The sequence below is a fragment of the Plantibacter sp. RU18 genome (genome assembly GCF_050613355.1).
Taxonomy (GTDB): Bacteria; Actinomycetota; Actinomycetes; order Actinomycetales; family Microbacteriaceae; genus Plantibacter.
In genome coordinates, this window is sequence record NZ_CP159618.1 from 4173619 (window position 1) to 4199632 (window position 26014).

A 26014-nucleotide genomic window follows, 5' to 3' on the forward strand; every position below is an offset into this window, starting at 1 on the left:
ACCAGCCTGTTCAGCCGGTCTGTGGCCCGGAAGCAGGAGGTGTGGACCGGAGCCGGATCGAAACCCAGGAGCGGTACTCCGTCCACAACTCCTGCAGTAGCCGTGTGGAGTTGATCGCTATGTGGCGGCGTTCTGTGATCGCTTATTGGCGGTCAGCGTGCCCAGATGGCGATGTATGAGCGGGCATGAATGCCGTGTCGTATTTCCGCCAGCATTTTGCCTTCGGGTCGCTGATACTTTCTTTTAGCCCGCAATCGCGAGCTGGTCATAGAAAGCGTACTTTGTCGAACCACACCATCATCGATCCGGCCATTCTGTATTTCGGCACACCCGTAGCTCTACTCAGCAGCATCGACCACACAGGTAAATCCAACACAGCGCCCATGTCGTCCATTTTCTGGCTGGGACAAACAGCACTCCTTGGAATGGGAGCCCGATCTCTGACCGCACAGAATCTTCTCGACACGGGTGAGTGCGTCATCAATCTCCCCACAGTCGATCTGGTCACCGCCGTCGACACACTCGCCCTCACCACCGGTCGGTCGCCGGTCCCCCCCAAACAAGGAGCAAGTCGGTTATCGGCATGAATTCGACAAGATCGGCCTCGCGGGGCTCCACTCCCGTCCCAGTGACACCGTTCGAGCTGAACGCATCGACGAGTGCCCCGTCAACCTCGAAGCCCGCATCGTGCACTCACGTCCCCTCGTCAAGGACGACCCCAACGACGGCGACACATTCATATTCGAAGCCAAGATCACCAGAGTGCATGTTCACGAGACGATTCGACTAAAAGGAACGAAGAACCGGATCGACCCAGACCGGTGGCGGCCGCTCATCATGAATTTCCAACGCTTCTACGGGCTCGGCGCCGAAGTTCACCCCTCTCGACTCGCTCGCACCGACGAGGAGTGGTACCGCTAGATGTACTGCCAGGGTGCTATTTCTCGGGGTCGACCAGGTGAAGCGGGCGGAGTTGTCTCGAGCCGTTGAGTCTGTTGCGAGCCCACGAAAGCCGATGGGTTACCGGCGCATCTGAGCTGTCGAGTAGCCGGTGGCCGCGTACGTCCCGCCTTGCGGCGTGTCTGCGTCGACGTGTTCTGCGGGGTTTCCTGCGGTGGCATCGTCTTCGGGGACGAAGCCCACCGCGATTCCCGCGTCGAGATCCCACCACCGATCAGTGTTTGCGGACACGGCGTAGAACACGGCTGTGTCTGCCGACGTCGTCATTGCGGCGAGAAAGGCCCGCACTGCGTCGGCTGGGCTCAGCCACGTCCGCTGTTCACGTGGCGACTCCGCTTGCTGTTCGTAGCTGCCGATGCGGAGGGAGATGGTGCTGAGCCCGAACTTGTCCGCGTAGAGGCGGCACAGTGCCTCTCCCGCGACCTTGGACACGCCGTAGAACCCGTCGGGCCGGGGAGGCATGTCGGGCGAGACGTGCTCGCTGGCGGAGTACATACCCGTCAGCCGGTTGCTGCTGGCGTAGACCACCCGCGGCACCTTGGCCCGCCGTGCTGCCTCGAGGACGTGGTAGGTGCCGATGATGTTCACCTGAGCCAGGTCGTGGAAGTCCGCCTCGTCAGCAATCCCCCCGAGGTGGATCACACCATCCGCCCCCGCGAACAGTTCCACGAGCGACTCCAGCTCAGCAAGATCCGCGATGACGACAGTGTCCTGCAAGCCGATCGGAGGTGTCGAGCGGATATCCATCGAGACGAGGTCCACCTGCCGATCAGCTAGAGCAGAGCGTAGCTCTCGCCCGATGTTTCCGGCCGCACCCGTAATGACCCAACGACTCCCAGCAATCTTCGACATCCTCCTGATTGTACGGACCGGGGACAAAGTGCGGTTGTCCGATAGCGGGTCGACCACCGCTCCCCACCACCCCGATTTCCGGCTCCAGGAAAAGACTGGTCGGGGTTGTGGAGCGCCAGCTGTTCGATGAACGCGACCGTCTCGACCGAAGTTCGGCGGACACCTTTGTCTATGCGCGCATGAGGGTCGAGGGCTGCGATGCCGCCTGCGCGGTAGACATGGTTCCAACGCTGCAAAGTCCGAGCGGAGATCCCCGTCCCACGGGCGAGGACCGCGAGTGGGATCTGGTCTTCGACATGCAGCCGAAGAACACGCCACCGCCCCGCCGCATCCACGAGTCACCTACACGGTGGTGCTCTCGCGTGCCGCGAGGGCCTGCTGATGCCGATACAGGGTGGCCCGGCTCCATCCGACGAGCTTTGCCGCATCCTCTGCAGTGCGGCCCTTCGCGCGCGCTTCCGTGACGAGCTTGAGTTTGTCGGCGAGGACGACGGGATCCGACAGGGGCCGACCGAACCTGGTGCCACCCTTTCGAGCGGCTGTGATCCCCGCGTTTACCCGTTCTGTAATCAGTTCGCGTTCGTACTCGGCCAAGGTGGCGAGCATGTTCAGCATCAGCCGGCCCGAGGTCGTCGACGGGTCGATGCCATCCGAGATGCTCTTCACCTGTATGTCCTGCTCTCGGAGCAGCTTCACCGTGTTCAGCACATCGATGAGGGACCGGCCGAGTCGATCGACTCGCCAGACGACGACGGTGTCGCCGGGCTGGGCGTACTCGAGCCCCTTCTTCATGCCGGGGCGGGAGATCGCGGTTCGGCTGCCCGAGGTGACGTCAGCGAAAGTGTCTCGCTCTTGCAGGCCGGATTTGATCAGGGCGTCGACCTGCAACTTCGCGTCTTGGCTTCTGGTGCTGACCCGTGTGTATCCGAGATGTCTCACGGGTCCACTCTGCCTTGGAAACTGCTAGAAGCGTTGGAACAAAGACACTTTGCGGTATGACATGTTTTCAAGACAACCAGCGTCCCGGAAAGCCGCCACTTTTCCATGCCCCTCCAGAGAGACTTCGCGTGTCGTAAAGCTTTAGTTTTCCGAGGCGGGGCAGCAATGATTGACGTCTGGCTTTGCGGATGGAAAATCGTCTAACAGGCAGTCGCAGGGCGCGTTTTCTGCGGTGATGTCCCCGTCGTTCTAGATCCCGTTTTTGGGAAAGCCGTAACGGTTGGCAACTATTGTCACGATGAGGGCTGGGACGAGGAGTGCAAGTGCCGCCCAGGGTAGGCCGGTCGGGCCAATTGCGGTGAGCAGAAGGCCCCCAGCGACTGCGCCGCCCGCGATGCCAATGTTCCAGCACGTCACGACGAGCGATTGCGCTACGTCACCGGCGTCTCCCGCTGTCTCGGCAGACGCGGTCTGAAGCAGAGTCGCTGCACCGCCGAACGCGAGCCCCCAAATTCCAACGCTGACGAGCACCAACCACGGGACATCCGCGAATAGACCCAGAGTGAGTGCGGCGCCAGCAAACAAGGTGCAGCTTGCAATCATCAGTGGACGCAGGTGACGGTCGATGAGCACACCGGTGATCCAGATACTCAGTAGCGATGTGGTGCCAAAGACGAGCAAGACAATCTCGACATGGTCAGCGAGGCCGAATGGGGCAAGGTACGGCGCTATGTAGGTATACATAACGTTGTGCGCCAGCACGAAGGCAAGCGTGACATACAGCACGGCGGCTATCCCCGGGATGGCGAGGGTTCGGCGAAGTGGCAGACGGGCGCCTTTGGCTTGGCCCGGGAAGCTGGGAACGCTGGCCAGCACCCAACCGATCAGGATCAAAGCGAGCAGCGTCATAATCCCGAACGCGAATCGCCAGCCAATGAGGCCCGATAGGAGAGTACCCGCGGGAACGCCGACCGAGAGCGCGACCGGGGTGCCGGCCATCGCGATCGCCATCGCCTTGCCGCGCTGTTGGGGTGTGACCATGCGGCGTGCATATCCCGCAAGTAATGCCCACAGGAGCCCAGCAACCACCCCCGCCAGGAATCGCGAAGCCATCGTTAGGACGTAATTGTCAGATACGGCGGTAATCGTGTTTGCGACGGCGAATCCTGCGATGGCCATCAACAGGAGGCGCCGGCGGGGCCAGCCAATCGTCGCGGCGGTCAGCGGAATGGCGGCGAGGGCGGAGCCGATTGCATACACCGTCACGGTTTGCCCGGCCGCAGCTTCAGTGACGCCGAGGTCGCTACTCATCGCCGGCAATATTCCGGCCGGCAGCGCCTCGGTCATGATCGTGACAAACCCTGCGGTCCCTAACGCCACGAGGCCGGCCAGAGGTAGGCGATCAGGTCGGGCCACACCCGGCGAAGTCTGTTGTGGTTGCGTCATACCTATATCGTCGAAGATTGACGTTAGCGTTAAGGTCAAGCCGAGGACGCAAGAAGGATGAGAAGTACATGAAGATAGGCGAACTTGCCCGGCTTACGGGCGCGTCGACGCGAGCGCTGCGGTACTACGAAGACGAGCAACTGGTCGTACCCCGGCGGAGGCCGAACGGATACCGGGAGTACGACGATTACCTCGTGGACCGCGTTATTCAGATTCGCGGGCTGCTCGACACCGGTTTGCCGACCCGGATCATCCGGCAGATACTGCCGTGCCTCGACAAACCCCGCACGATCCACTTCACCGACGCCACTCCAGAGATGCTTGCCACACTCGAGCACGAGCGCGACCGGATGGACGAACGCATCGAGTTCCTTTCCCGAAACCGCGCCGCGATTACTGAATATCTCGATGAGGTCAGAGCACTCGCCTGAGCCTCCGTCCGCCGTCATTTGACATTGACGTTAGCGTGAACGTTCTACGGTGGCGGGATGAGTATCGACAGCATCTCGCACACCATCCACGGCGATGGATTGCCCATCGTCATGATTCACGGCTACACGGTTGATCACCGTGTCCTTCTGCCATTGGAGGTCAAGCCCCGTGGAGTGGTGTAGCCGTGTGTCCTTCGATTCGTTGGGTTAGGCGCTGAGGGCGAGTTCTGGTTCGGGCACCTCGGTTCCGGTGTCGGGGACGATGGTGAGGCGGCTCTTGGCGAGGATGTCGAGTCCGAGGTAGCGGCGTCCCTCGGCCCATTCATCGGTCTGTTCGGCAAGGACGGCGCCGACGAGCCGGGTGATCGCGTCGCGATTGGGGAAGATGCCGACGGAGTCGGTGCGGCGACGGATTTCACGATTCAGGCGCTCGTTCGGGTTGTTCGACCAGATCTGCTGCCAGAGCCCCTCGGGGAACCCGGTGAACGCGAGGATGTCGGCGCGGGCAGCGTCGAGGTGTTCGTGAGCTGCGGGCAGTTTCCCGTCGACGTAGTCCAACAGCCGGTCGAACTGGGCGTGGACGGCGTCGGCGTCGGGCTGGTCGTAAACGGAGTGCAGCATAGCCTTGACCGCGGGCCAGAGACTCTTCGGGGTCACCGACATCAGGTTCGCGGCGTAGTGGGTGCGGCAGCGTTGCCAGGCCGCGCCGGGGAAGTTCGCGGCGATCGCCTCGACCAGACCGCGGTGCGCGTCGGAAGTGACCAGACGAACCCCGGTCAGACCGCGGGCGACGAGGTCGGCGAAGAACGTGTTCCACGCCGCCCCGGTCTCCGACGTGGCCACCCGCAGGCCCAGGACCTCGCGGCGCCCATCGGCGTTGACCCCGGTCGCGACGAGAACAACGGCGTTGATGACGCGTCCGCCTTCGCGGACTTTCATGGTGAGAGCGTCGGCGGCGACGAACGTGAATGGGCCGGCATCACCGAGCGGGCGGTGTCGGAATTGGTCAACGTGCTCGTCGAGGTCCGCAGCCATCCGGGACACTTGCGACTTCGACAACGAGTGAATCCCGAGGGTCTTCACGAGTTTGTCCATGCGGCGTGTGGAGACGCCGGCGAGGTAGCAGTCCGCGACGACGGTGATCAGGGCGGTCTCGGCGCGTTTGCGGCGCTCGAGGAGCCACTCCGGGAAGTAGGTGCCAGAGCGCAGCTTCGGGATCGCGACATCGATGGTCCCGGCGCGGGTATCGAGGTCGCGGTGCCGGTAGCCGTTGCGTTGGACGGTGCGACCCGGGGTGGGTTGGCCCCACTCGGCGCCGATCACCGCGTCAGCGTCGGCAGAGAGGAGCGCGTTGATCATGGTTTGCAGCAGCGACCGCATCAGATCGGGAGACGCGTCGGTCAGGGCTTCGCCAAGAAGGTGTGCAGGGTCGACAATATGTGGAGCGGTCATCGTGATGATGCCTTTCGAGTGGAGGTTAGAGACTTCTCGAAGGAGTCACACGGTGACCGCGCTCACGTCCAAGACCGAGCCGGCCACCGCAGGCTACACCACCTTATGGGGCACTACTGCGCATCTTCATTCTTGTTCTCCGTTCCCATGGGTTTGTTAGGTGCATCAGAGGGCGGACGCACTGCGGCCCACCCTCAGTCTCTTCGGGCGGCGTCTCGAACCGGCACCCCGAACGACAAGACAATAGACCCCCCCGCTCCCCAACTAGCTCGAAAAACACATTGTCAACTTCAGAGGATTATCGGCATGGACGCCAGCAGCGATGCCTCGGTTCAGCGTTGCTCCTCGCGGCCGCTTGTTAGGTTGGCCACGAGGACTGGTAGGGAGTACTTACCCAGTTGAGTTCCCAGAACACGTCTAGCTACCGATCGCACCTTCAACACGACGCAGAGTGCGATCTTCGGGCTGAATGTGTCCGGCAACGAGACCGGGGGGCACTGATCAGGGCAAGTTAGACGGGCCCGGCTTCCTCACAGGCGCCGCCATGGGCGGCGAATGGTCTCTTGTGGTCCTCGCTCTGACCTTCGCCACCGGCGCTGCAATGACCCTCATCGCCATCCGGCGCGGCCGCATGACTCCCCGCGAGCAACCTCATACTTTGACGTAACGCTCACACAAAGGAGCGGCGTTCTGCTGTTCAGAAAGTCAGCGAAGGACCGTCGGGTCGTGGTGAGGTGCAGCGGGTCGGCTGACCCTGATGGTCGGTGCGCCGTGCCAGCTGCAAGCTTCAGCTGGACACGCCCCGTCCTCGTGGGTAATCACTGACGCGGAGGCGCAGGTGGCAACACAGCAGGAGACGCTGCCGCTCACCGAGCATTCATGGTGTGAGTTGAATGATCGCGCTTACGTTGACGTGAGAGCACCCCACCCAGCATCACGAGCGTGAGAGCGCCGACAAGATATACGGATGGGTCGAAGCCGGTCGAGGCGAGTTCGTTGGCTGAACCCTCCGGCTTGACTGTGGGAAGTGTTGATGGGCCAGGAGTTGCGGGGGCTGTGACGATCAGCTTGAGTGTGGCTGATGAGGTTCCGATGACGTTGGTTGCTTCAACTGAAACCTCGGATGTCATCTCCTGCTCGGCGTTCCCGGAAAGCACGCCAGTGGGGCTGAGTTCGAGGCCAGGAGGCAGCTCGCCATCAACGACCCGAAAGCGAGTGGACTGATGCAACACAGAATCTGTTAGTGCGACCGACCATGAAGCACCATAGGTTGGGTGGAGGACAGCATCACGTAACTCGATGGGGGCAACGTATTCGTACCGTTGCGGCATGAGGATTGGGTTCACTACGTGCGTATTGAACGTGTCGAGCACGAGGACAATATCAACGAATCCAGGCCCGTGTGGGGGCGGGGTCACCAAGGTCTGGCGGCTACTGAGTGGCTGGAGATTCGTCGCAGCGATTCCGTCGAACGAAACTTCGGCAACACGATACGGACTCTCCACGGACCGTGCAGCACTCACGATGGGTTCAGAGATACTGCCCGATTCGAGAGATTGGTTCGCACCCCACGTAAACGCGTTGCCTTGCTCGTCGAGGACGATATTATGTTGATATCCCGCGTCGATCTGAGTTATCAACTCATCAGTGGGAATGTGCACGGGCTGTGGGTTGTCCGCGGGTGATGTGGTGCCATCGCCGAGCACGCCGTGCTCGTTACCGCCCCATGCCCACACCTGCCCATCGCTATCAAGCGCAAGGACGTGGACCCCACCAGCACTCACTTGAGTCACGGCCCCAAGCGTCGGCACGGAGATCGCTTCTCCAAGGCCGGTCGACGGCGCCCCAAGGCCCGTCATGGGATAGATATTTCCACTCTTCCCGAGTGCGACGCCCCGAAACAAATTGGCACTAATCGCGGTGAGCGGTTCAGCGATGTCGACTCTCGTTGGCACCGGGAAAGCTTGGCCGAGTCCCCACATGTAGAGGTCGCCATCCGCAGTCAGCGCGGCGTTCGTATTGTCCGTCGAAGCGACTTCACGGAAGTCCACGTGGTCCGGCAACGGAATACGAGCTGGGAGGGAAGCCACGTCCCCAAAGCCCCCCAACCCAAGACTCCGACTTCCCCACGCGTAGAGATCCCCATCAGCGGAAACAGCAAAGGCTGACCGGGAACTCGCCTCAACATGGATGACCACGACCCCAGGAGGAAAGGGGACCTGTTGGAATGTCTCCGAAGGAGGACCGCCAGCGGGGTCGTTTCCTAGCCGAAACAACTCACCGCTTTCGGTGATAGCGAACGTCGTCCCCACATCTGAGGTGAGCCGGCGCACTGGAGAGGTCGTGGGAAGCGGAACCTGCCCTGGGTGCCCTTGCTCACCAAGAGGCACCCCCGTCTCAGCTCCCATGACACGCCCACTGCCCCACCCGAACACGCGCCCGGACAGATCGAGGGCGAACGACTGCCAGTGTCCAGCGACAACTTCGCCGTATAGCTCCTCAGGTGTATCGATAGTCAGTGTCGTGTCCCCGGCAGCGGATCCGATGAACTCCCCCATCGCTTCCGGTGCGTCGACGATGCCGCCTCCAGGAGTCCCCGCAGCCATCGAAGCGGCTGGCGGGAAAGCGGGAGTCGCAGCGACCGCAGCGCCACCGCCGAGAGAGGCCAGCACGATGCTCGCGCCAGCAACAAAGCCGCGGAAGCCTCTCCAGCTGCGCTGAGGCGAGAAAAGAATCGCGGGCATGAAATGGTCCTCACGGAAGGCGGGTTTGGTGTGTGCTTGTCAAGCCCCGGGTTTGGTAGAGGCTCGGTTAGACCCGTTCCATCACGGTGATGGTGGGCAGTTGCGTGTAGAAGTTGTTCTCGGCTTCGACGGGTGGGATGTGTCCGATCTCGCCGTGGAGTCGGCGGTGGTTGTACCAGTCGATGTATTCCGCGACCGCGATCTCGAGCTCGTCGATCCCCTTCCACGGGCCGAGGTTGCGGATCAGTTCGGCCTTGAATAGAGAGTTCAGCGCCTCGGCCATCGCGTTGTCGTAGCTGTCGCCCTTGGACCCAACCGAGGCGACTGCTTCTGCCTCAGCGAGGCGGTCGGTGTAGCGCACGGCACGATATTGGACTCCGCGATCCGAGTGGTGGACAAGTTGTGACAGGTCCCGGCCGGCACGCTGCCGCGTCCAGATGCCCATCTCGAGAGCATCGAGGGCAAGCTCGGTGTGCATGGTTGTGGAGAGCTGCCAGCCCACGATCCGGCGGGAGAACACGTCCAATACGAACGCGGCATACACCCAGCCGGAGAACGTCCGAATGTAGGTGATGTCCGCAACCCAGAGGCAGTCCGGTGCCGGTGCGGTGAACCGTCGGTCAACGAGGTCCCCCGGACGATCCGTGAATGGCCCAGGGATCGTCGTGCGTGGCCCCTTGGCCCGCGAGATCCCGCGGAGACCCTCCCGACGCATGAGCCGCTCGATCGTGCACCTGGCCACCCGGTGGCCGTCGCGACGCAGCTGCGCATGGACCTTCCGGACGCCATAGACGCCATAGTTCGCTTGGTGCACGGCACGGACCTTCACCACGGTGTCCTCGTCACTGACGGACCGCTGCGAGGGCGGCCGAGACCGCGCGGCATAGTACGTCTGCGGGGCAATCGGCAGTTCCCTGCAGATCGGCTCGACCCCGAACTCTTCCTTGTGTTCATCGATGTAGGCGATCATCTGCTGTGTGGGCGGTCGAGCTCCGCCGCGAAGAAAGCCGACGCGCTCCGCAAAATCGCGTTCGCCCGCCGCAACTCCCTCACCTCACGCTCCACCTCGACCAGGCGAACCGCAGTATCAGTGGACGTCCCCGAACGCAGACCCCCATCGACCTCGGCGCGCTGGACCCAGCCACGCAACGTGTCCGACGGGACACCAAGCTGCCGGCCGATCCTGGTACACACACCACGGCGGCCCCCATCCGCATCACGCGCCTCGAACACAAGGCGCACTGCACGCTCTCTCAATTCCGCCGGGTACTTCCTCAAAGCTGGCATACTCCTCATCCTTTCAGGACGATCAGAGTCTCCATCAAACCAAGGGCAAGACAGCTCGTATCAAGCCAAGCTCCTACCGGGACTGGCGAGCATGCACCCCAAAGGGCCTATGGTACCAGATCCTCCAATTTGAGTCAGGTTGTTTCAGCTCTGGAGATTGAGGGGCTTCGGCCAATCCAGAAGACGACAGAGCTACGCTGTACGGCCCCTCGACCCGGGAGCTTCGACCGGCGCGGCAGCCTGGAATGAGACAGCTGTCCACATGCGATCGTAGGCGCCACCCTGAGGGCGGACCGACTGGGGACGTCGGCACGTCGCTGACGGCTGGCTCGAACGAGGCCGATACACGTCACCCGCCGCACCGCTCCTCGTTGCGGCGGTTCGGCGGGCTGCTCGACGAGTCGGGTTGAGGGCCGGCGAGCTGCGGATGGGCAGCACATCCCCCGATATGCCGCCAACCCCTCCCCATCACGCGTACACGAATGGCCTCAGACACGAGCATCGTGCGCACTATCGCCAGTCCCCACACATGCACACCCAGCGATAGCTACTCCCCATCGGTCGACCCTGGGCCAGCTCCCGCTCCGAACGCGGGAACGGCCGGCTGCCCTTGCCCGTCCCGTCGAGAGGCGGCGCTCCCCACATCACGGCCCCTTTCGACAGCGGCGAGTGCCGGCGTGCCGCCTCCGTTCGACATGCCGATCAGAAATGCTTGGCCGACTCAATGCTTAGAAGTGTCGGCCGTGAGATTCTTCCTGCTTTGTATCATGTCGTCGATCAGCTGAACCATTTGAGGCAGCAGTTTGCGAAGTCGCGAAGTCGCGCTACGAAGGCCGTTGACCACATCGGGATTCATCATGGGGTCATAGGCGGGATCCAGAACCCGGTACGACGCGATGTGAGTATGCCGCGCGACGGCCCAAACGGTTCCCGTTTGGGTGGCCTGTTCGGATGTTCCGTGAAGTACAGCGCTGACGCGGCCGATCAAGGGCATACGTTCATCCAGCGTGGCCGTCGGGAATGCCTGTCCGATCGTCGGATCCAACACACGCCCCTGCCTCGGCAGATAGAGCACGGCGTGCCCACTCCATCGCGAAACCCCATCTGACCAGGACGGCGTGTCGGACCCGACCACGGCAAGCTCACGCTGAGATACCTTGTCGAGGACCGTCAACGACACGGGAACCATTCGGCTCTCCACGCCAACGGCTTCGAGGACCATTTGTAACTGGTAGCACGCGCTGACGCACTGATTGAGGCCGAGGCGGCCGGGGTCCCCAGACCCCACCCACCCGATAAGGGCTGCCGCAAGAGTTGCTTGGTCGTCGTCGCCTGCCGACAGAATGCGTTCACTCCACTGAAGGATCGCTTTGCCGAGCAAGGTACCCTCTCGGTGCGCTCGATGAGCGGGGTTCCCGCCTGATCGTTTTCTCTTCTTACTCATGTCCCAGTCCTCTTCAACACGCGACGCTCGCAGACCATCTGCCGACGCCGTTCAACGCACCCTGCATCCGGGTCCGCGTGTGCGCACACGCGTGTACCAAGATGACGCCGTTCGGGTATACGACCCGACGAAAACCCTGCTCCGGAGGAACAGGATTGTTTTACTAGGAGCGGCGAACGGCAGCGACCCAGCAACAACTATGCGCTGCCCGGCGAACCCCACGCGGCCGACATCTCCGAGCGCTGAACTAAACGACGACAGATCGCCGACAGCTTCGCCCTTCGTCATGACTGCAGCGCCTCGAGGCCGGAACGCACCCCGCTCCGCTTGGAGGTCGTGGCCGCGCCACACTTGCCGTTACCCGGCACACGATTGGCCGGCCCGGTGAACACCGAACCGACCAATCCCCTAGTACTGACGCCTGAAACTACTCCGAGCCGACCGCCTTGTCGGCCGCATCACGAGCGCCGTCGATCTGCTCGTCGAACTTTCCACCGGTGACTTTCTTGGCCGCATCGGCGACACCGCCAAGCAGCTTGTCACTGATGTCCTCGGCCTGCTCGCTCTTCAGCGCGTCCTTGACCTTATTGTCCTTCAGGAACTCCTGAGCCTTCTTCGTGACATCTTCGAGTGCCATGCGTTGATCCCCCTTCACCGACCCCATCTGGGCCCTCCGCCCATTCTCGGTCCGCCACCGCCACTCCGGCTAGCCCCAAACCCCAAACGTCTCACCAGGAATGGCCACAACAAAAATGAGCTCGCTCACAGCTGCGCAGCCAGTATCCGGGTGTTCTGATAATCAATCCCGCACCTGCCGCCGTCTGCCGCGACCGTGCGTACCGTGTCGGCAGGTGCGTACACAGTTGACCGGCCCTGCCCTCGAACGCACCTCCAGCCTGGATTGGAGCGATCGCCGCGGCACACGGTGTGATCGTCGTCGTGGCGGTAGCCCTGACTTATCTCCAAGTGCGGCTCACCTCACGGCAGATCCGCGAGAGAGCGCGGGGTGAAGCCCGGAACAGCAAAGACCAAACGCGGCCCTATATCGGTTTAGACGTCGTACCAAGCCCCGGTCCTGCGCCAGCCTTCGATCGGCTGATTTCAAGCTTCGGCAAGACCACTGCGCGGGACGTAGGGCTGCGGCTTGATGGTGAGGGATTCGGTCCACAGTCCGCGAACGATGAGACCGGACTCGCACTCGGTCGGCTTTTCGCCGAGCCCATGGACACCGGAACAACGCTGTATGTCGTAAACAACCTCGAACTCGATACAAAAATACAGGTCGGCGCCCTTCGACCTGACTGCCCGCATTGTCCAACGAAACCTGAATGTCGATCCGGACATGGACCACAACCTTGAGCTGATTCGTATGACTGTGACCGACTGGGACTCTCCCCGTGTCGAATAACCCGTCCAGCTCACCGTCGGCTGTGAGTCACTGCTCGTCGATGCCCGGAACCCGTTCGATGGAAAGACTCAGCTGATTCGAGGCCCCCGGCCGCACGACGAAGACGGGATGACCTGCCGGGTCATCCTCGCGAGCTGGCGCTAGAGCAACCAGCTCGGACCAGGTACGAGCAGACAATCCCAACGAAAAGAGCTCACCGTTCGGCAACGCAATCGTGAGTTCATCGACACGGTGGGTAGTCGTGCGGTCGCCAGAAGTAATCGCCACGACAAGCTTCGACTGTTCCCCCATACGCCCGAGCATAGCGACGTGCGGTACGCAAGACGTCGAAGAGAGCCGAGCGGCATCTCCCGCCGTCCGGCATCGGTGTAGGAAGTAGTGCCCCATAAGGTGGTGTAGCCTGCGGTGGCCGGCTCGGTCTTGGACGTGAGCGCGGTCACCGTGTGACTCCTTCGAGAAGTCTCTAACCTCCACTCGAAAGGCATCATCACGATGACCGCTCCACATATTGTCGACCCTGCACACCTTCTTGGCGAAGCCCTGACCGACGCGTCTCCCGATCTGATGCGGTCGCTGCTGCAAACCATGATCAACGCGCTCCTCTCTGCCGACGCTGACGCGGTGATCGGCGCCGAGTGGGGCCAACCCACCCCGGGTCGCACCGTCCAACGCAACGGCTACCGGCACCGCGACCTCGATACCCGCGCCGGGACCATCGATGTCGCGATCCCGAAGCTGCGCTCTGGCACCTACTTCCCGGAGTGGCTCCTCGAGCGCCGCAAACGCGCCGAGACCGCCCTGATCACCGTCGTCGCGGACTGCTACCTCGCCGGCGTCTCCACACGCCGCATGGACAAACTCGTGAAGACCCTCGGGATTCACTCGTTGTCGAAGTCGCAAGTGTCCCGGATGGCTGCGGACCTCGACGAGCACGTTGACCAATTCCGACACCGCCCGCTCGGTGATGCCGGCCCATTCACGTTCGTCGCCGCCGACGCTCTCACCATGAAAGTCCGCGAAGGCGGACGCGTCATCAACGCCGTTGTTCTCGTCGCGACCGGGGTCAACGCCGATGGGCGCCGCGAGGTCCTGGGCCTGCGGGTGGCCACGTCGGAGACCGGGGCGGCGTGGAACACGTTCTTCGCCGACCTCGTCGCCCGCGGTCTGACCGGGGTTCGTCTGGTCACTTCCGACGCGCACCGCGGTCTGGTCGAGGCGATCGCCGCGAACTTCCCCGGCGCGGCCTGGCAACGCTGCCGCACCCACTACGCCGCGAACCTGATGTCGGTGACCCCGAAGAGTCTCTGGCCCGCGGTCAAGGCTATGCTGCACTCCGTTTACGACCAGCCCGACGCCGACGCCGTCCACGCCCAGTTCGACCGGCTGTTGGACTACGTCGACGGGAAACTGCCCGCAGCTCACGAACACCTCGACGCTGCCCGCGCCGACATCCTCGCGTTCACCGGGTTCCCCGAGGGGCTCTGGCAGCAGATCTGGTCGAACAACCCGAACGAGCGCCTGAATCGTGAAATCCGTCGCCGCACCGACTCCGTCGGCATCTTCCCCAATCGCGACGCGATCACCCGGCTCGTCGGCGCCGTCCTTGCCGAACAGACCGATGAATGGGCCGAGGGACGCCGCTACCTCGGACTCGACATCCTCGCCAAGAGCCGCCTCACCATCGTCCCCGACACCGGAACCGAGGTGCCCGAACCAGAACTCGCCCTCAGCGCCTAACCCAACGAATCGAAGGACACACGGCTACACCACTCCACGGGGCTTGACCACACTTCGTTCCTTGGCGGTGGACCTGGTAGGAGTGGATGACGCGCACCAGGTGTAGACGGTGAGCTTGGGCGGTCGCTACCGCGCTGTCGAACTCGGCTATGCGTTGCCGCCGCCGAACCAATGGTCGGAACCGGTCCCACCTGCCTGGTCCGATCATCCACCACGCCACCACAGCTGAAATGACCCAGGACAGGGCGGTGACTGCGGTGAAGGCCGCTGCCAGGTTTCCGATCAGATGTAACACCGTGACGGCATTGGTGTCGCCGAAACTCCTGGCTGAACCTTCTGCGTGATGCGTTCACTGCGGATCTCATTCCAGTAGATCCCTCACTTTAGGAGGGCCCGCTGTCCGAGATCACCGTGGCAGCCCAGTGCGCAAGATCATGCTCGATCAGGGCCTGGTGGCGTGTCAGCCGCGTCCGTTCCGGGTCACCACAGACGCGGATGCCGAGGCTGCTGCGGGCATGCCTGATCTGGTGGAGCGGGACTTCACCGCCGACCGGCCAGGGGTGCGCTTCGTCGGCGATATCACCTACGTTCACACCTGGCAGGGATTCGTCTACCTCGCCACGGTGATCGACTGCTACTCGAAGAAGGTCGTCGGGTGGCAGATCGCCGATCACATGCGGACCGAGCTCGTCGAAGACGCCCTCCGGCATGCCGCAGCCACGGTCGTGATCGAGCAGGGCGCGATCTTTCACAGCGATCGCGGAAGCGTCTACACCTCGAGCGACTACCGGGCCCTGATCGGCCGCCTCGGCATGCGCTCCTCGATGGGCAGGACAGGGGTGTGTTGGGACAACTCAATGGCGGAAAGCTTCTTCTCCGCCTTGAAGAACGAGCGCGTGCACCGCACCGTCTACGCCACCAAGAGCCAGGCTCGCCGCGACCTGATCCGTTACATCGAAGGGTTCTACAACAGTCGCCGCCGCCACTCCGCGCTCGGCTACAAGTTCCCCAACGACGTCCACTACGCTTACCAACAGCCGGCCACGGCAGCGTAAGAATTCAATCGAATCCGCTGTCCGAAATCCGCGAAGCAGGTCAGAGAGCCCGGGCCATCCCGGCGATGACGGCCGCGCCCTCGGGCGGCCCGGAGGCCTCTATTGATCCAGGTCGTTTCCCAAAGCCGACATATGCGACCATCCTTGAATACTGTGATGAGGGCCACTTCGATCCGGGTTGCCGACTCACCCGGCCGTCTGGTGATGTCGGCGCTGAGCACATCGTCGACAGTCTTCCAAGAGGGTATGATCCCGGCATGGTTGCGCACGATGATGAATCAGAAGATGATCTCGACGAACTCGCAGCGGTTAAGGGCACTTGGTTCGCTCACGATGACACGGTAGCGACAACAAATTTCGGAACGATGGTGCTGCGGATCCCGCGTATCTTCTCTGCCGTCCTCCGCGATTGCTGGTCAGTCTCCCGCTGGGCGACAGCCGTCATGATCGTGCTCACGCTCGGCACTGAGCTGGCGGTCGCTGTTGGGCTGTTCGCGACGACCGATGTCCTCGCGAACCTGTTCGCTAGTGGTCCGACTCCGGAGCGAGTGACTCAAGCCCTGCCGTCCCTCGCGATCATCGTTGTCGCTCTGGTGGCTCGCGAGGCGATGCGTCAGGGCGCGTCACTCGCACGACAACGCCTCGGAGCGCGACTGAATCAGCAGGTTGAGGAGCGCATTCTCGAACTGGTGAGTCGGGTCGAGGTCATCGCGTTCGACGATTCTGCGTTTAACGATGCTGTACACCGGGTCAAGGAAAGTGCGCCTCGCCTTCCGGAGAGTCTTCTGTCTGCTCTTCTCGACATTGTGGGCAGCGTGATCCAGTTCGTCACGATCGCTGGTGTCCTTCTCGTGCTGAATCCACTCCTGGCTCCGCTGCTTCTGCTGGCCGTGATCCCCACCTGGCTCGCCTCAGTGCGCGCGTCTCGCTTGGCATATGGAACCTATTTCCACACCGGTGGGCCAGGGCGTCGCAAGGAGAAGATCATCGACCTCCTCACCTCGCGTCAGGCAGCGCCCGAAGTGCGAGCAAACACAATGCGTCCGTTCCTGATGGGACAATTTCGGGTCAGCGCCACATGGGTTCGCGACGCCCAGCTGCGTCTGGCGAACGACCAGGCCAAGACAAACAGTATTGGCGAAGCGGTCGGAGGAGCTGGCGCTGCCGTTGTCTATGTCGTACTCACCGTGCTGCTGATGACAGGGGTGATGAGCTTCGCAGTCGCCGGAACAGCGTTCTTTGCCATCCGTACCGCTCTGGGCTCTCTCCGCGGTATCGGCTGGCAAACCAACATGTTCTACGAACAGTCGCTGTTCTATGACGACTACATCGCACTGCTGGAGGATGCTCGTAGTCGCCTGGAACGCACCGGAGGAGTCCCGCCGTCCGCAGACGCCGACCACATTGAAGTGAAGGATGTATCGTTCAGCTATCCTGGCTCAGAGAAGCTAGCTCTACACGATGTCAGCGTGACAATTCGTCAAGGAGAAGCGATTGCCCTTGTCGGCGAGAACGGTTCAGGGAAGACAACACTGTCGAAACTCCTGGCCGGCCTCTACCAGCCAGCGACCGGCGAAGTCTCCTTCGGCGGGGTTCCGTCAACGAGCATCGACCTGGAAGAGCTGCGTCACACCATCTCGGTTATTAGTCAGGACTACTCACACTGGCCGTTCAGCGCGCGACGAAACATCACTCTCGGCAACGACAGGGAACCATCAGCAGCCGAACGATTCGAGGCTGCTGTGCAGGCGTCATCGGCTGACAGCGTACTCAATCAACTCCCCGATGGGGCGGAGACTCTGCTCGACGCCTCCTTCCTCGGCGGCGTCGACCTCTCCGGCGGCCAGTGGCAGCGGATCGCGATCGCGCGCGGGCTCTATCGTGACGCCCGCATCCTGATCTGCGACGAACCAACAGCCGCTCTCGACGCGAGAGCCGAACATGCCGTCTTTGAAGCGATTCGTCATTACGCCGAAAATCGCACCGTTGTGCTCATCACCCACCGGATGGCGAGTGTCCAGTTCGCCGACCGAATCTACGTACTCGACAACGGTCGTATCGCCGAACACGGAACCCACCGCGAGCTCTTCGCCGCTAGAGGCCTCTACCATGACCTCTATAGCCTGCAAGCTTCAGCATACGAAGCCGCGGAGAAACCCCCACCAGAGACCACGTTCACTCAGCCCTGATCACCGGATAACGAAACTTGTCCCAGAGAATCAGCGAATATTGATTTCGTCTTGAGGTGTTTGACACGGAGCACGGAAGATTCAACCGATCAATGCACCGGTGAGTCCCGTGTTGTGCCCCGACTGGCCGGTGACCAGGACAAGACGGACTATCCGCAACCTCGCCGGCCGAAGAACGGCCGCGTGGGGAGAATTCAGAACATGGTGTCGTTCCGTGAAAGCCCAGGCGAAGCGGACGGCCGGATGGTTCTCGGTCACCTTGAGGGCGATCTGATCATCGGCAAGAACAACCGCGGTGCGATCGGGGCGCTCGTTGACCGTGCCACTGGGAAGTGCTTCCTGTTCCGCGTTGCAGACGATCAACCACGCTGGATCGTTGTCCGTGATCAGCTGGGATCAGGGTGTCAAGCTCCACCGTCACCTGGAGATCGTCGCGGCCACGGAAACGCTGCCGCTGCGCCACCCCGAATGAGAGACTTGCAGAACTCACCGGTGCACCGACCGGTTAAACCTCCCTGCTTGGTCGAGTGACTGTTGAATAATGCCCGCCGCGTGCCACGCACCGATCTCGTCCAATGCACTGATCGCTCACAGATCTCGAGATCCAGCTCTGCCACCCGGATCTCTGCCTGATCTCGTTCGACAATCGCGTCAAGGTCTGACGTGGTTTGGAACTTTTCGGTGATCTCCGCAGCGAACCGCCGCTGCTCCGTGAGGTGCAGCAACGGGCGCAGCATCGCCGCGATTTCCGCATCTGTCAGTACCCGGACCCTGCCCGCTCTCCATTCCCGTCGATGCGAGAAAGCAGCTGCCGCATCGCACGCAGTTACGCCGTTGTGGCGCGTGCGAAGACGCTCCTTGAGCATGTCCGCACGCCCCACAACGCCGGCGCCGATTCTCCGCGCCCGAAGCTACGGATCGATCGGGCATCCTGCTGGTGATGCTCGCTATTCAGTGCCGACCGCTTTGTCCGCGGCATCACGCGCAGAACCGATTTGCTCCTCGGCTTTGTCTCCGGTGACCTTGTTCGCGACATCCGCGACACCATCGAGCACTTTGTCGCCGGTGTGTTCAGCTTGCTCGCTATTCAACGCGTCCTTGACGCGGTTGTCGCCGAGAAACTCCTTGGCTTTCGCGGTGACGTCTTCGATACCCATAACCAACTCCAACCTCTCACACACGCCAGAAATGACGCGATACGCCTCAGCATGACCCCCGAAGGGGGGCATGTCAATGAGCGCATCAACGATGCTGGGCCTTGACCCCGGATCGTGGACACGGGGACTGTCAAATTAACGGTGTATCTCGGTTGTTGTTTTACTGGTTGGCGCCGCTGAGGCGGCCGTTGAATCGGATGTCGAACGCGTTCAATGCTTGCTTCCATCGTTGGGTCCAGCGGGCTCGTCCTTTGCCCGTTGGGTCGAGGGCCATGACCGCGAGGTAGACACATTTCAACGCCGACTGCTCGTTCGGGAAGTGGCCCCTGGCCCTGACCGCTTTTCGGATCCTGGCATTGACGGACTCGATCGCGTTCGTCGTACAGACGATCCGGCGAATCTCTCGATCGAATCCAAGGAAGGGCACGAACTCCGCCCACGCGTTCTCCCACAACCGGATGATCGCGGGGTATTTCTTCCCCCAAGCCTCCCCGAACTCGAGGAAGCGCTCTTCCGCCTCCGCGACGGTCGACGCCTGGTAGACGGGCTTCAAAGCTTTCGCGATCTTGTCCCAGTCCTGCCGGGCGGAGTACTTGAAACTGTTCTGCATCAAATGCACGATGCAGGCCTGCACCAACGTCTCGGGCCAGACGGCGTTGACGGCGTCGGGCAGACCGGTGAGACCGTCGCAGACAAGCATCAACACGTCAAGGACACCGCGGTTCTTGATCTCGGTCAGCACATGCTGCCAGTACTTCGCCCCCTCCCCACCATCGCCGGCCCAGAGACCGAGAATGTCCCGATTCCCCTCTGCCGTGACCGCGAGGACCACATAGATGGGACGGTTAGCGACTTGCCCGTCACGGATCTTGACGTGAATCGCGTCGATGAACACCACCGGATATACCGTATCCAGCGGGCGCCCCTGCCACTCCGCCATCCCGTCGAGGACCTTGTCCGTGATGGTGGAAATCGTCGTCTTGGACACCTCGGTCCCATACACGTCGGCGAGGTGCGCGGCAATGTCCCCATGCGTCAGCCCCCGCGCCGAGAGCGACAAAACGATGTCCTCGATCGAGCCCAGGCGCCGCTGCCGCTTCTTCACGACCACGGGCTCGAACGTCCCTGCCCGATCTCGGGGAACGTCGATCTCCACCGGGCCAGCCTTTGTCAGCACCGTCTTCGCTCGTGTGCCGTTGCGGGCGTTCCCGGGCCCGTCGTCGCCGACGCGCTCATGTTTTTCGTAACCGAGATGCGCCGTCAGCTCACCCTCAAGAGCTGACTCGACAACCAGCCGGGTCAGCTGCGCGAGCAGCCCGCCCTCACCATCGATCGCGACGCCCTCTCGCTGGGCGTCACCGACCAGCCGTGCCACCACACCACCAGGGGCGGCTCCAGCGGGCCCTGCGCAGCCAGCGCCTCGACATACTCAGGGGCGGGCACCATCACTTCTTCGACCTGCGGTTCCATAGGGTTCCTCCTTCATCGGAGTTACACCGTTTAACGTACAGACCCGGTGAAGCTCGGGAACGCTCCGGGGATCCCGATCAGGACGCGCATGACCGCGATCGAAAAGCGCCTCGGGAACACGAACCTTCGGTGGGACATGGCCGAGCAGCGAGTGGCGAGCTGATGGGCAGGCAGCGGCAAGCGACGGGCAGTGCCGCCGGCCCGATCGCGCTGCTCGCGGCTATCGTGCTCGCCCTGGCGGTGCCCATCGTCGGGATCTACGGCGGTTCGCTGCTCAGCCGTGACGGCCAGCAGCTCCCGGCGAATCCGCTCTCGGCCCCGTTCCTGCTGATCGGGAACCGGGTCACCTGGTCGGTGACGTCCACGGTCGCTGCCGTGGCGTTCGTACTGCTGCTGGTGGGCGGTGTGGTGGCCGTGGTGCTGCTGCGCTCCCGCGGGCGCGGCTCCAAGTCGCGGGTGGACCACAAGGCCGCGCTGATGGGGCGCGGGGCGGACATTCAGCAGCTCAGCGAGCAAGCCGCCGGCAAGGCGGCTGCTCGTTTCGGCATCACGGGCAGCATCGGCGTGTTCCTGGGCGTCAGTGTGGCCGGCGGGCGACGGTTGATCGCTGACTTCGAATCCGTCGTGCTGCAGATCTGGGGACCACGACAGGGCAAGTCGTCCACTCAGGTCATCCCGGCGGTGCTCGACGCACCTGGTGCGGTGCTCAACACCTCGAACAAGCCCGACGTGATCGACGCGACGCGCGAGAGCCGGAGCAAGCTCGGCACGGTGTGGTCCTTCGACCCGCAGCAGATCTCCGGCGACGCACCCACCTGGTGGTGGAACCCGCTCAGCTACGTCACGGACGACGCCAAAGCGCGCACGCTCGCGAGCCTGTTCTCTGCGGCCGGCCGTGATCCGTCCGCGAAGCGCGACCCGTATTTCGATCCAGCTGGTGAGGATCTGATCGCGGATCTCATTCTCGCGGCCGCGATCGGCGGCAAAGAGATCGTGGACGTCTACGCCTGGCTGCAGCACGGCAAGCCGAGCGAACCGCTTGAGATCCTGCGCGCACACCACGGCGGGATCTTCTCGCTGAATGCCGGTTCGTTGGAGGAGAAGTTCAACATGGAGGCGGGGCAGAAATCCGGCGTGTTCGGTACGGCCACCAACATGATGCAGTCGTTGAAGCTGCAGAGCATCCGCCAGTGGGTGAACCCCGCCCCTGGCGAGCGCCGGCCACACTTCGACGTGCACGCTTTCGTGCGTAGCAGCGACACGCTCTATGTGCTCTCCAAGGAGGGTGAGGGGTCCGCGGCCGCGCTGACCACAGCGCTCACGGTAGCGGTGGCCGCAGCGGCGGAAGAGTACGCGATGCAGTGCAAGGGCCGGCGTCTGCCGGTGCCGCTGCTGATGCTGCTCGATGAGGTCGCGAACGTGTGCCCGTGGCCGGATCTGCCGAAGAAGTACTCGCACTACGGCTCCAAGGGCATCATCCCGGTGGCGTTCCTGCAGTCGTGGTCACAGGGCGTTGGCCTGTGGGGAACGGAGGGCATGGACATGATCTGGTCGGCCGCGACAGTCAAGGTCGTGGGGTCCGGTATCAGCGAGGAGGGATTCTTGCGGAAGGTCGCGAACCTCATCGGTGAGTACACCTTCGACACCGTTTCGGAGTCGCGCAGCAAGGGCGGCACGACGCGATCGTTCAACAAGGAGGGCGGGAAAGAGAACATCATGACGATCTCAGACCTGCAGGAACTGCCGATCGGCCGCGTCGTCGTGTTCCGTGCCGGCGCTCGCTCAACGCTCGCGCGCACAGTCCCGTGGCAGAACGGCCCACACAAGGACGAGATCCTCGCGTCGCTGGCGTTGCACGAGCCAGACGGCAGCGCACCCAGCGTTGCCGCTACGGCGCTCACAGCGCCGCTGGTGGCTGCTGAGCGGCCCCGGAGCCGGTGGCTGGATCTCGATACGACCACCAACAGGAGGGACGACGCATGAGCGACGAGACAGCAGGACCAGACAGCATCGATGCGGTACTCGAGCGAGCTGTAGCGTTCGAGCTCGACGGACTCGACCTGAGCCAGATCGTCGGAGCGGCAACGCGTGCCGTGGTCAAGAAGCAGGTCGCGGCGATCGCCAAAGAGACCGTCACCACGGCCATGACGCCGGAACGGCTCGGGGATCTCCGCGAACGAACCGCCGATGCCGTCCGCGAAGCGTTCGAGGCCGGACCGGCCGAGGAGGACGATGACGACGAGCCCGAGGCGGTACTTGTTTATGGGTCTACCGAGCAGTGGTTAAGCGAATGGCTGGTGCCGGCGTATCGGCGCTACCTGACCCCGAACGGCTCGCAAACGACCTGGTGCGCGTCCTGGTGGAAGCACGCCGAAGCCGTGATGCGGTTGGAAGCACTGTGGCGGGCGTGGGAGCACCTGCGTTTGGACGGGCAGACGGGCATGTCGGTGTGGTGGAAGGACCACGCCGATTACCATCTGGCCGTGATGCTCTCCGAGGAGGGGCCGTTCAGGGGCTGCACGACCACCGAGCACACGGAGCTGCTGCCGGCGTTCCCGCTGGTGGAAGCCCCCGAGGGCTTCTTCCCCGATGAACGGCCTGCAACTGAGGACACGACGAGCGACGACGACACGGACGGACAGGTGAGTGGCGATGAGTGATTCAGACGGCATGAACGAACTCTTCGACGACACGTTGCGTCAGGCGGTGATGATCGCGGCTCGGCTCGGTGAGCAGGCCGCGCGGCACCGTCAGGAGCAGCTGCGTCAGGCGAGGCTGATCAGCGAGCAGGCCGGCCGACAGGCGCAAGCCCGTTTCGACGCTGAACGACTCAGCGCCCGTGCGGGGCTCTCTGAGGTGACCGAACGCGACTGGTGGAAGGTGGCCTCACCGGAGCAGATCGGTGCCGCCTACCAAACGGCCACGGCCTGGGGTGAGCATGATCCGCAGATCGCGGCTGTGCGTTCGTATCTCGATGAGCGGTTGAGCAGTCGCGGGATCGACACGTCCGGTCAGCCGGAGACGATCACCGAGCTGATCCGGGCCAGGGAGTGGGCGGCGCAGTTTGAGCCACAGCTCAGCGACGCCTACAGCCGCGACATGATCAAGCACACAACCCCGGACGATCGCGAGCGGATGAACAACGTCCTCGTGGCGTCCTACCTCGCCCGGCCCGAATCGCAGTACGCCTCCGCGGCCGACGACGAGCGCGCTGCAGCTCGGGGCGACCGACGCGAGGCCGACCGGCAGCGGGCGGCTGGCGACGGGAACACTCGGACCGGTGCAGCGTTGGAAGCCACCGCCGAGCAGCACCAGGCCGATGCGAAGTTTCCAGTATGGGAGTTTCAGAACGAAGCTGACGTCACGATCGAGATCAGCAAAGAACGCGCCCTCGCGCGGCTCGCGAACCTCGACCCGGATGCGGCACCAGCGCCCGGAGCGCGTGGCGGCGTCAGCGACCTTCCTGGGTGGCTGGGTATCGACCCAGACGTGGATGCTGCGATCAAAGAGAAATTCCCCAACCTGGACGCGCGCGAGGAACGCAAGGCACGGGTGCGGTTCGTCGACGCCGGGGTCGAATACGACAGCGCAGGCCGTCGTACTGCCTTCGCTGATCGGCTCGACGGGACCGCGAATCAGAGCGACAAGCGAGCGCGGATGCTGGCCGATATCAGCCAGGGGACGCCGGCCGTCGCCGCGGTGAACGGTCCCCGTCCGAACGCTCCGAAGGCGCGGAAGAACACGGCCGCGCCGAACCGCCAGATGCGGAAGGGAAGCCGCTAACGCTGCCGGCCATTCTTCTCCTCCGGAGCCCTCGACCCTGTTGCGGTCGGGGGCTTCGTCGTGGGTGCCGGCTTGTTCTTGTTCACGCCGGCCGCAGCACCGTTTGCCGCTGCCCGGAGTCGCTGTAGCTCCACCAACTCGGGGTCCATCGGTGTGGACCTGTTGCCGGCGGGCTGCTTCGATGCTTCATTGGTTGACCCCGTTGTCGCTGACGCACGGGTGCTGCGTAATGGCCCACCGTGCTGCTCTCGAACGAGATCCTTCTCCCAGGAACCGGGTGCTCTCCTTGTTGCACTCGCTTCGTCAATTGTTCGATACACCCGGTAGCGCGCGACTGCCGGACAGTCGGCGGCAAGCTCCCTCGCAGCCGCTTCGGGCCTCGACATCCCTCCTGGACCGTCATAGACGTCGTGTGCATATTCGCTGGGTACCCAACGTCCACCAAGCTGGTCGCTGCCGTTGAGAGCAGCTTCATAGGACTGCTGCCACCGTTGGGTGATTCTGGCGGCGGAGATCTCGAACGGCACCTCGACGTCGATGACCTCGATGCGGTACCCGGCGGCATCCAGCTGTCGACCGAGCGCCTGCGCTGCGGCGCTGGACGACAGCACGGTGTCAATCACGACGTTGCTGCCTTCGCTGACCGCTTCGGTGCGGAGCCGGCCTGCCAGTATCGACGACTCCTCGTGGACCAGTGAGGCGAGTTCGAGCGGGAAGAAACGTTCCCCGACCACTTCGCGTGCGCGGATCTCGGGCGGCTTGATCATCGATTCGTAGCTGCCGTCACGCTGCGCCTCGCGCAGTAGCGACTGCTTGAACTCATCGGCATCGATCACGAGGTATTGATTTCGGCTGTCGCCCAAGATGTCGGCGAGAACGGTGCTTTTACCCGCGCCCGGCGGACCCGCAAGCACGATCGCCCGGCGGTCGTTCCGGACATCTGACGCGGAGTCTCGCTGTTCCGCGATGAGTCGATCGTGTAGCTGTGCCCGAGCATTCTTCGGTTCGAACCGGTCGGGTCCACGCTGTACAAACCATGCACGATTTCGTACCGTGGCGTGCGGCGCACCAGCCGCCAGTGCTTCACCCGGCTTCGACAGGGCAATGACTGAGCGACGATGTTGTTCGGTCAGGTCCTGATCTGCCACTACCGCGGCTCGTATGCGGTGGCTTCGAGGACGAGATCGTAGGCATCACCGTCGATCAAGCCCTCGTTCCGCGCTTGTCCGACATCGGAGAATGAACCCGGCGTCGAGAAACGGAGGTCATCGAAGAAGTCATGCTCGCGGGCTTCGGGAATGACGTAGTCCCAGCGGGTTAGCTCGTCGATGAGCTGATCCCGGGTCAGCTCGCCCACCGAGTAGCGGAGGCAGATCTCATACGGGTCGGCCCCGGAGAAGCCAGGCCGGGCCGGCGACACCTTCTCCGCTGTCTTGAGCGCTGTGGACAGGCTCGGTTGACTAATCCCCAGTTCCTTCGAGAGCTGCCGTTGAGGGATGCCCAGTGAGGCCAGTCGGGTCAGCTCGCGTCGGTAGTCGAGCTGGTCCAGATTCACTCGTCGCCGCAGCGTCCGGGCTCGGCCCGCTTCCATCGTGTAATCGATCGTGGTCATGTGAATCACCTCCTATAGGACACCCTATCATTGATGCGATAGGTGTAC

Annotated in this window: 23 protein-coding genes, 1 pseudogene and 1 other annotated feature; of the genes and pseudogenes, 9 read left to right on the top strand and 15 right to left on the bottom strand. The window is 63.0% G+C overall.

Annotated elements, in window-relative coordinates:
- The first annotated feature begins 185 nt into the window (after window positions 1-185).
- A complete protein-coding gene (locus ABMA10_RS19840) occupies window positions 186-587 on the top strand; it encodes a flavin reductase (RefSeq protein WP_431030888.1) in 402 nt (133 codons plus the stop codon).
- A gap of 433 nt (window positions 588-1020) precedes the next feature.
- On the opposite strand, the gene ABMA10_RS19845 is transcribed toward ABMA10_RS19840, so the two are convergent.
- The 4 genes from ABMA10_RS19845 to ABMA10_RS19860 form a co-directional block, all read right to left on the bottom strand.
- Complete coding sequence (locus ABMA10_RS19845) at window positions 1021-1812, bottom strand: NAD-dependent epimerase/dehydratase family protein (RefSeq protein ID WP_431030889.1); 792 nt, start codon at window positions 1810-1812, stop codon at window positions 1021-1023.
- Complete coding sequence (locus tag ABMA10_RS19850; RefSeq protein ID WP_431030890.1) at window positions 1734-2147, bottom strand: helix-turn-helix domain-containing protein; 414 nt, start codon at window positions 2145-2147, stop codon at window positions 1734-1736. The genes ABMA10_RS19845 and ABMA10_RS19850 overlap by 79 nt, the downstream gene beginning before the upstream one ends.
- A 7-nt stretch (window positions 2148-2154) precedes the next feature.
- Complete coding sequence (locus tag ABMA10_RS19855; protein ID WP_431030891.1) at window positions 2155-2751, bottom strand: recombinase family protein; 597 nt, start codon at window positions 2749-2751, stop codon at window positions 2155-2157.
- Window positions 2752-3000: 249 nt separating this feature from the next.
- Window positions 3001-4197 (bottom strand): MFS transporter, encoded by a 1197-nt coding sequence (locus tag ABMA10_RS19860; RefSeq protein WP_431030892.1) that lies wholly within the window; start codon window positions 4195-4197, stop codon window positions 3001-3003.
- A gap of 68 nt (window positions 4198-4265) precedes the next feature.
- Here ABMA10_RS19860 and ABMA10_RS19865 point away from each other — a divergent pair, with 68 nt between their 5' ends.
- Both ABMA10_RS19865 and ABMA10_RS19870 read left to right on the top strand, forming a co-directional pair.
- Entirely contained in the window at window positions 4266-4628 is a 363-nt protein-coding gene (locus tag ABMA10_RS19865; RefSeq protein ID WP_431030893.1) for a MerR family transcriptional regulator, read from the top strand.
- Between the two features lie 57 nt (window positions 4629-4685).
- Window positions 4686-4811: a hypothetical protein gene (locus tag ABMA10_RS19870; protein ID WP_431030894.1), complete on the top strand. Its 126-nt coding sequence runs from the start codon at window positions 4686-4688 to the stop codon at window positions 4809-4811.
- A 24-nt stretch (window positions 4812-4835) separates the two neighbouring features.
- On the opposite strand, the gene ABMA10_RS19875 is transcribed toward ABMA10_RS19870, so the two are convergent.
- From ABMA10_RS19875 to ABMA10_RS19900, 6 genes are all read right to left on the bottom strand, one after another.
- Window positions 4836-6080 (bottom strand): IS256 family transposase, encoded by a 1245-nt coding sequence (locus ABMA10_RS19875; RefSeq protein ID WP_431030682.1) that lies wholly within the window; start codon window positions 6078-6080, stop codon window positions 4836-4838.
- 866 nt (window positions 6081-6946) lie between these two features.
- Window positions 6947-8824, bottom strand: a complete 1878-nt coding sequence (locus ABMA10_RS19880) for an RCC1 domain-containing protein (RefSeq protein WP_431030895.1) — start codon at window positions 8822-8824, stop codon at window positions 6947-6949.
- Between the two features lie 67 nt (window positions 8825-8891).
- A protein-coding gene (locus ABMA10_RS19885; protein WP_431030710.1) for an IS3 family transposase occupies window positions 8892-10111 on the bottom strand; the annotation gives its coding sequence in 2 pieces (ribosomal slippage) (window positions 8892-9832 and window positions 9832-10111; 1221 coding nt in all).
- Window positions 9720-9833 (bottom strand) — a sequence feature (AL1L pseudoknot). Its footprint overlaps the gene before it by 114 nt.
- Window positions 10112-10832: 721 nt before the next feature.
- Window positions 10833-11555, bottom strand: coding sequence for a hypothetical protein (locus ABMA10_RS19890; protein ID WP_431030896.1), 723 nt, complete (start codon window positions 11553-11555; stop codon window positions 10833-10835).
- Window positions 11556-11982: 427 nt separating this feature from the next.
- On the bottom strand, window positions 11983-12192 hold the full coding sequence (locus tag ABMA10_RS19895; RefSeq protein ID WP_431030897.1) for an antitoxin: 210 nt from the start codon (window positions 12190-12192) through the stop codon (window positions 11983-11985).
- Window positions 12193-12990: 798 nt separating this feature from the next.
- The gene (locus tag ABMA10_RS19900; protein WP_431030898.1) at window positions 12991-13254 is read right to left on the bottom strand and encodes a hypothetical protein; all 264 of its coding nucleotides are present in this window, start codon (window positions 13252-13254) and stop codon (window positions 12991-12993) included.
- Between the two features lie 201 nt (window positions 13255-13455).
- Between ABMA10_RS19900 and ABMA10_RS19905 the strand changes: the two genes are divergently transcribed.
- The 3 genes and pseudogenes from ABMA10_RS19905 to ABMA10_RS19915 all read left to right on the top strand — a co-directional run bounded on the left by ABMA10_RS19905 (window position 13456) and on the right by ABMA10_RS19915 (window position 17944).
- Complete coding sequence (locus ABMA10_RS19905; RefSeq protein ID WP_431030682.1) at window positions 13456-14700, top strand: IS256 family transposase; 1245 nt, start codon at window positions 13456-13458, stop codon at window positions 14698-14700.
- A gap of 422 nt (window positions 14701-15122) precedes the next feature.
- Window positions 15123-15755 (top strand): annotated as a pseudogene (locus tag ABMA10_RS19910) (IS3 family transposase); the annotation flags it as partial.
- 257 nt (window positions 15756-16012) lie between these two features.
- The gene (locus ABMA10_RS19915) at window positions 16013-17944 is read left to right on the top strand and encodes an ABC transporter ATP-binding protein (RefSeq protein ID WP_431030899.1); all 1932 of its coding nucleotides are present in this window, start codon (window positions 16013-16015) and stop codon (window positions 17942-17944) included.
- An 81-nt stretch (window positions 17945-18025) separates the two neighbouring features.
- Here ABMA10_RS19915 and ABMA10_RS19920 read toward each other — a convergent pair whose 3' ends face one another.
- The 3 genes from ABMA10_RS19920 to ABMA10_RS19930 form a co-directional block, all read right to left on the bottom strand.
- Window positions 18026-18307 carry a hypothetical protein gene (locus tag ABMA10_RS19920; RefSeq protein WP_431030900.1) on the bottom strand — a complete coding sequence of 94 codons (282 nt, stop codon included), beginning with the start codon at window positions 18305-18307 and terminating at the stop codon, window positions 18026-18028.
- 584 nt (window positions 18308-18891) lie between these two features.
- On the bottom strand, window positions 18892-19101 hold the full coding sequence (locus tag ABMA10_RS19925) for an antitoxin (RefSeq protein ID WP_431030901.1): 210 nt from the start codon (window positions 19099-19101) through the stop codon (window positions 18892-18894).
- Between the two features lie 160 nt (window positions 19102-19261).
- Window positions 19262-20479 (bottom strand): IS256 family transposase, encoded by a 1218-nt coding sequence (locus tag ABMA10_RS19930; RefSeq protein ID WP_431030902.1) that lies wholly within the window; start codon window positions 20477-20479, stop codon window positions 19262-19264.
- On the opposite strand from ABMA10_RS19930, the gene ABMA10_RS19935 reads away from it, so the two are divergent.
- From ABMA10_RS19935 to ABMA10_RS19945, 3 genes are read left to right on the top strand one after another with little or no spacing between them, the layout of a single operon-like run.
- Complete coding sequence (locus tag ABMA10_RS19935) at window positions 20470-22554, top strand: type IV secretory system conjugative DNA transfer family protein (RefSeq protein WP_431030903.1); 2085 nt, start codon at window positions 20470-20472, stop codon at window positions 22552-22554. The two genes, ABMA10_RS19930 and ABMA10_RS19935, sit on opposite strands and share 10 nt — an antisense overlap.
- A complete protein-coding gene (locus ABMA10_RS19940) occupies window positions 22551-23231 on the top strand; it encodes a DUF4913 domain-containing protein (RefSeq protein ID WP_431030904.1) in 681 nt (226 codons plus the stop codon). Before ABMA10_RS19935 ends, ABMA10_RS19940 begins: the two co-directional genes overlap by 4 nt.
- A complete protein-coding gene (locus ABMA10_RS19945; RefSeq protein WP_431030905.1) occupies window positions 23224-24354 on the top strand; it encodes a hypothetical protein in 1131 nt (376 codons plus the stop codon). Before ABMA10_RS19940 ends, ABMA10_RS19945 begins: the two co-directional genes overlap by 8 nt.
- On the opposite strand, the gene ABMA10_RS19950 is transcribed toward ABMA10_RS19945, so the two are convergent.
- Window positions 24351-25502 (bottom strand): zeta toxin family protein, encoded by a 1152-nt coding sequence (locus ABMA10_RS19950; protein WP_431030906.1) that lies wholly within the window; start codon window positions 25500-25502, stop codon window positions 24351-24353. The genes ABMA10_RS19945 and ABMA10_RS19950 overlap by 4 nt on opposite strands.
- Window positions 25502-25966, bottom strand: coding sequence for a hypothetical protein (locus ABMA10_RS19955; protein ID WP_431030907.1), 465 nt, complete (start codon window positions 25964-25966; stop codon window positions 25502-25504). Before ABMA10_RS19955 ends, ABMA10_RS19950 begins: the two co-directional genes overlap by 1 nt.
- Window positions 25967-26014: the final 48 nt, after the last annotated feature.

Bases quoted from the DNA above. Each gene is read 5' to 3' on its own strand.
- ABMA10_RS19860 (WP_431030892.1), bottom strand. From the start codon at position 4,197: ATGACGCAACCACAACAGACTTCGCCGGGTGTGGCCCGACCTGATCGC.
- ABMA10_RS19870 (WP_431030894.1), top strand. From the start codon at position 4,686: ATGAGTATCGACAGCATCTCGCACACCATCCACGGCGATGGATTGCCC.
- ABMA10_RS19945 (WP_431030905.1), top strand. From the start codon at position 23,224: ATGAGTGATTCAGACGGCATGAACGAACTCTTCGACGACACGTTGCGT.
- ABMA10_RS19895 (WP_431030897.1), bottom strand. From the start codon at position 12,192: ATGGCACTCGAAGATGTCACGAAGAAGGCTCAGGAGTTCCTGAAGGAC.
- ABMA10_RS19890 (WP_431030896.1), bottom strand. From the start codon at position 11,555: ATGAGTAAGAAGAGAAAACGATCAGGCGGGAACCCCGCTCATCGAGCG.
- ABMA10_RS19900 (WP_431030898.1), bottom strand. From the start codon at position 13,254: ATGGGGGAACAGTCGAAGCTTGTCGTGGCGATTACTTCTGGCGACCGC.
- ABMA10_RS19925 (WP_431030901.1), bottom strand. From the start codon at position 19,101: ATGGGTATCGAAGACGTCACCGCGAAAGCCAAGGAGTTTCTCGGCGAC.
- ABMA10_RS19845 (WP_431030889.1), bottom strand. From the start codon at position 1,812: ATGTCGAAGATTGCTGGGAGTCGTTGGGTCATTACGGGTGCGGCCGGA.
- ABMA10_RS19875 (WP_431030682.1), bottom strand. From the start codon at position 6,080: ATGACCGCTCCACATATTGTCGACCCTGCACACCTTCTTGGCGAAGCC.
- ABMA10_RS19865 (WP_431030893.1), top strand. From the start codon at position 4,266: ATGAAGATAGGCGAACTTGCCCGGCTTACGGGCGCGTCGACGCGAGCG.
- ABMA10_RS19955 (WP_431030907.1), bottom strand. From the start codon at position 25,966: ATGACCACGATCGATTACACGATGGAAGCGGGCCGAGCCCGGACGCTG.
- ABMA10_RS19840 (WP_431030888.1), top strand. From the start codon at position 186: ATGAATGCCGTGTCGTATTTCCGCCAGCATTTTGCCTTCGGGTCGCTG.
- ABMA10_RS19905 (WP_431030682.1), top strand. From the start codon at position 13,456: ATGACCGCTCCACATATTGTCGACCCTGCACACCTTCTTGGCGAAGCC.
- ABMA10_RS19880 (WP_431030895.1), bottom strand. From the start codon at position 8,824: ATGCCCGCGATTCTTTTCTCGCCTCAGCGCAGCTGGAGAGGCTTCCGC.
- ABMA10_RS19940 (WP_431030904.1), top strand. From the start codon at position 22,551: ATGAGCGACGAGACAGCAGGACCAGACAGCATCGATGCGGTACTCGAG.
- ABMA10_RS19915 (WP_431030899.1), top strand. From the start codon at position 16,013: ATGGTTGCGCACGATGATGAATCAGAAGATGATCTCGACGAACTCGCA.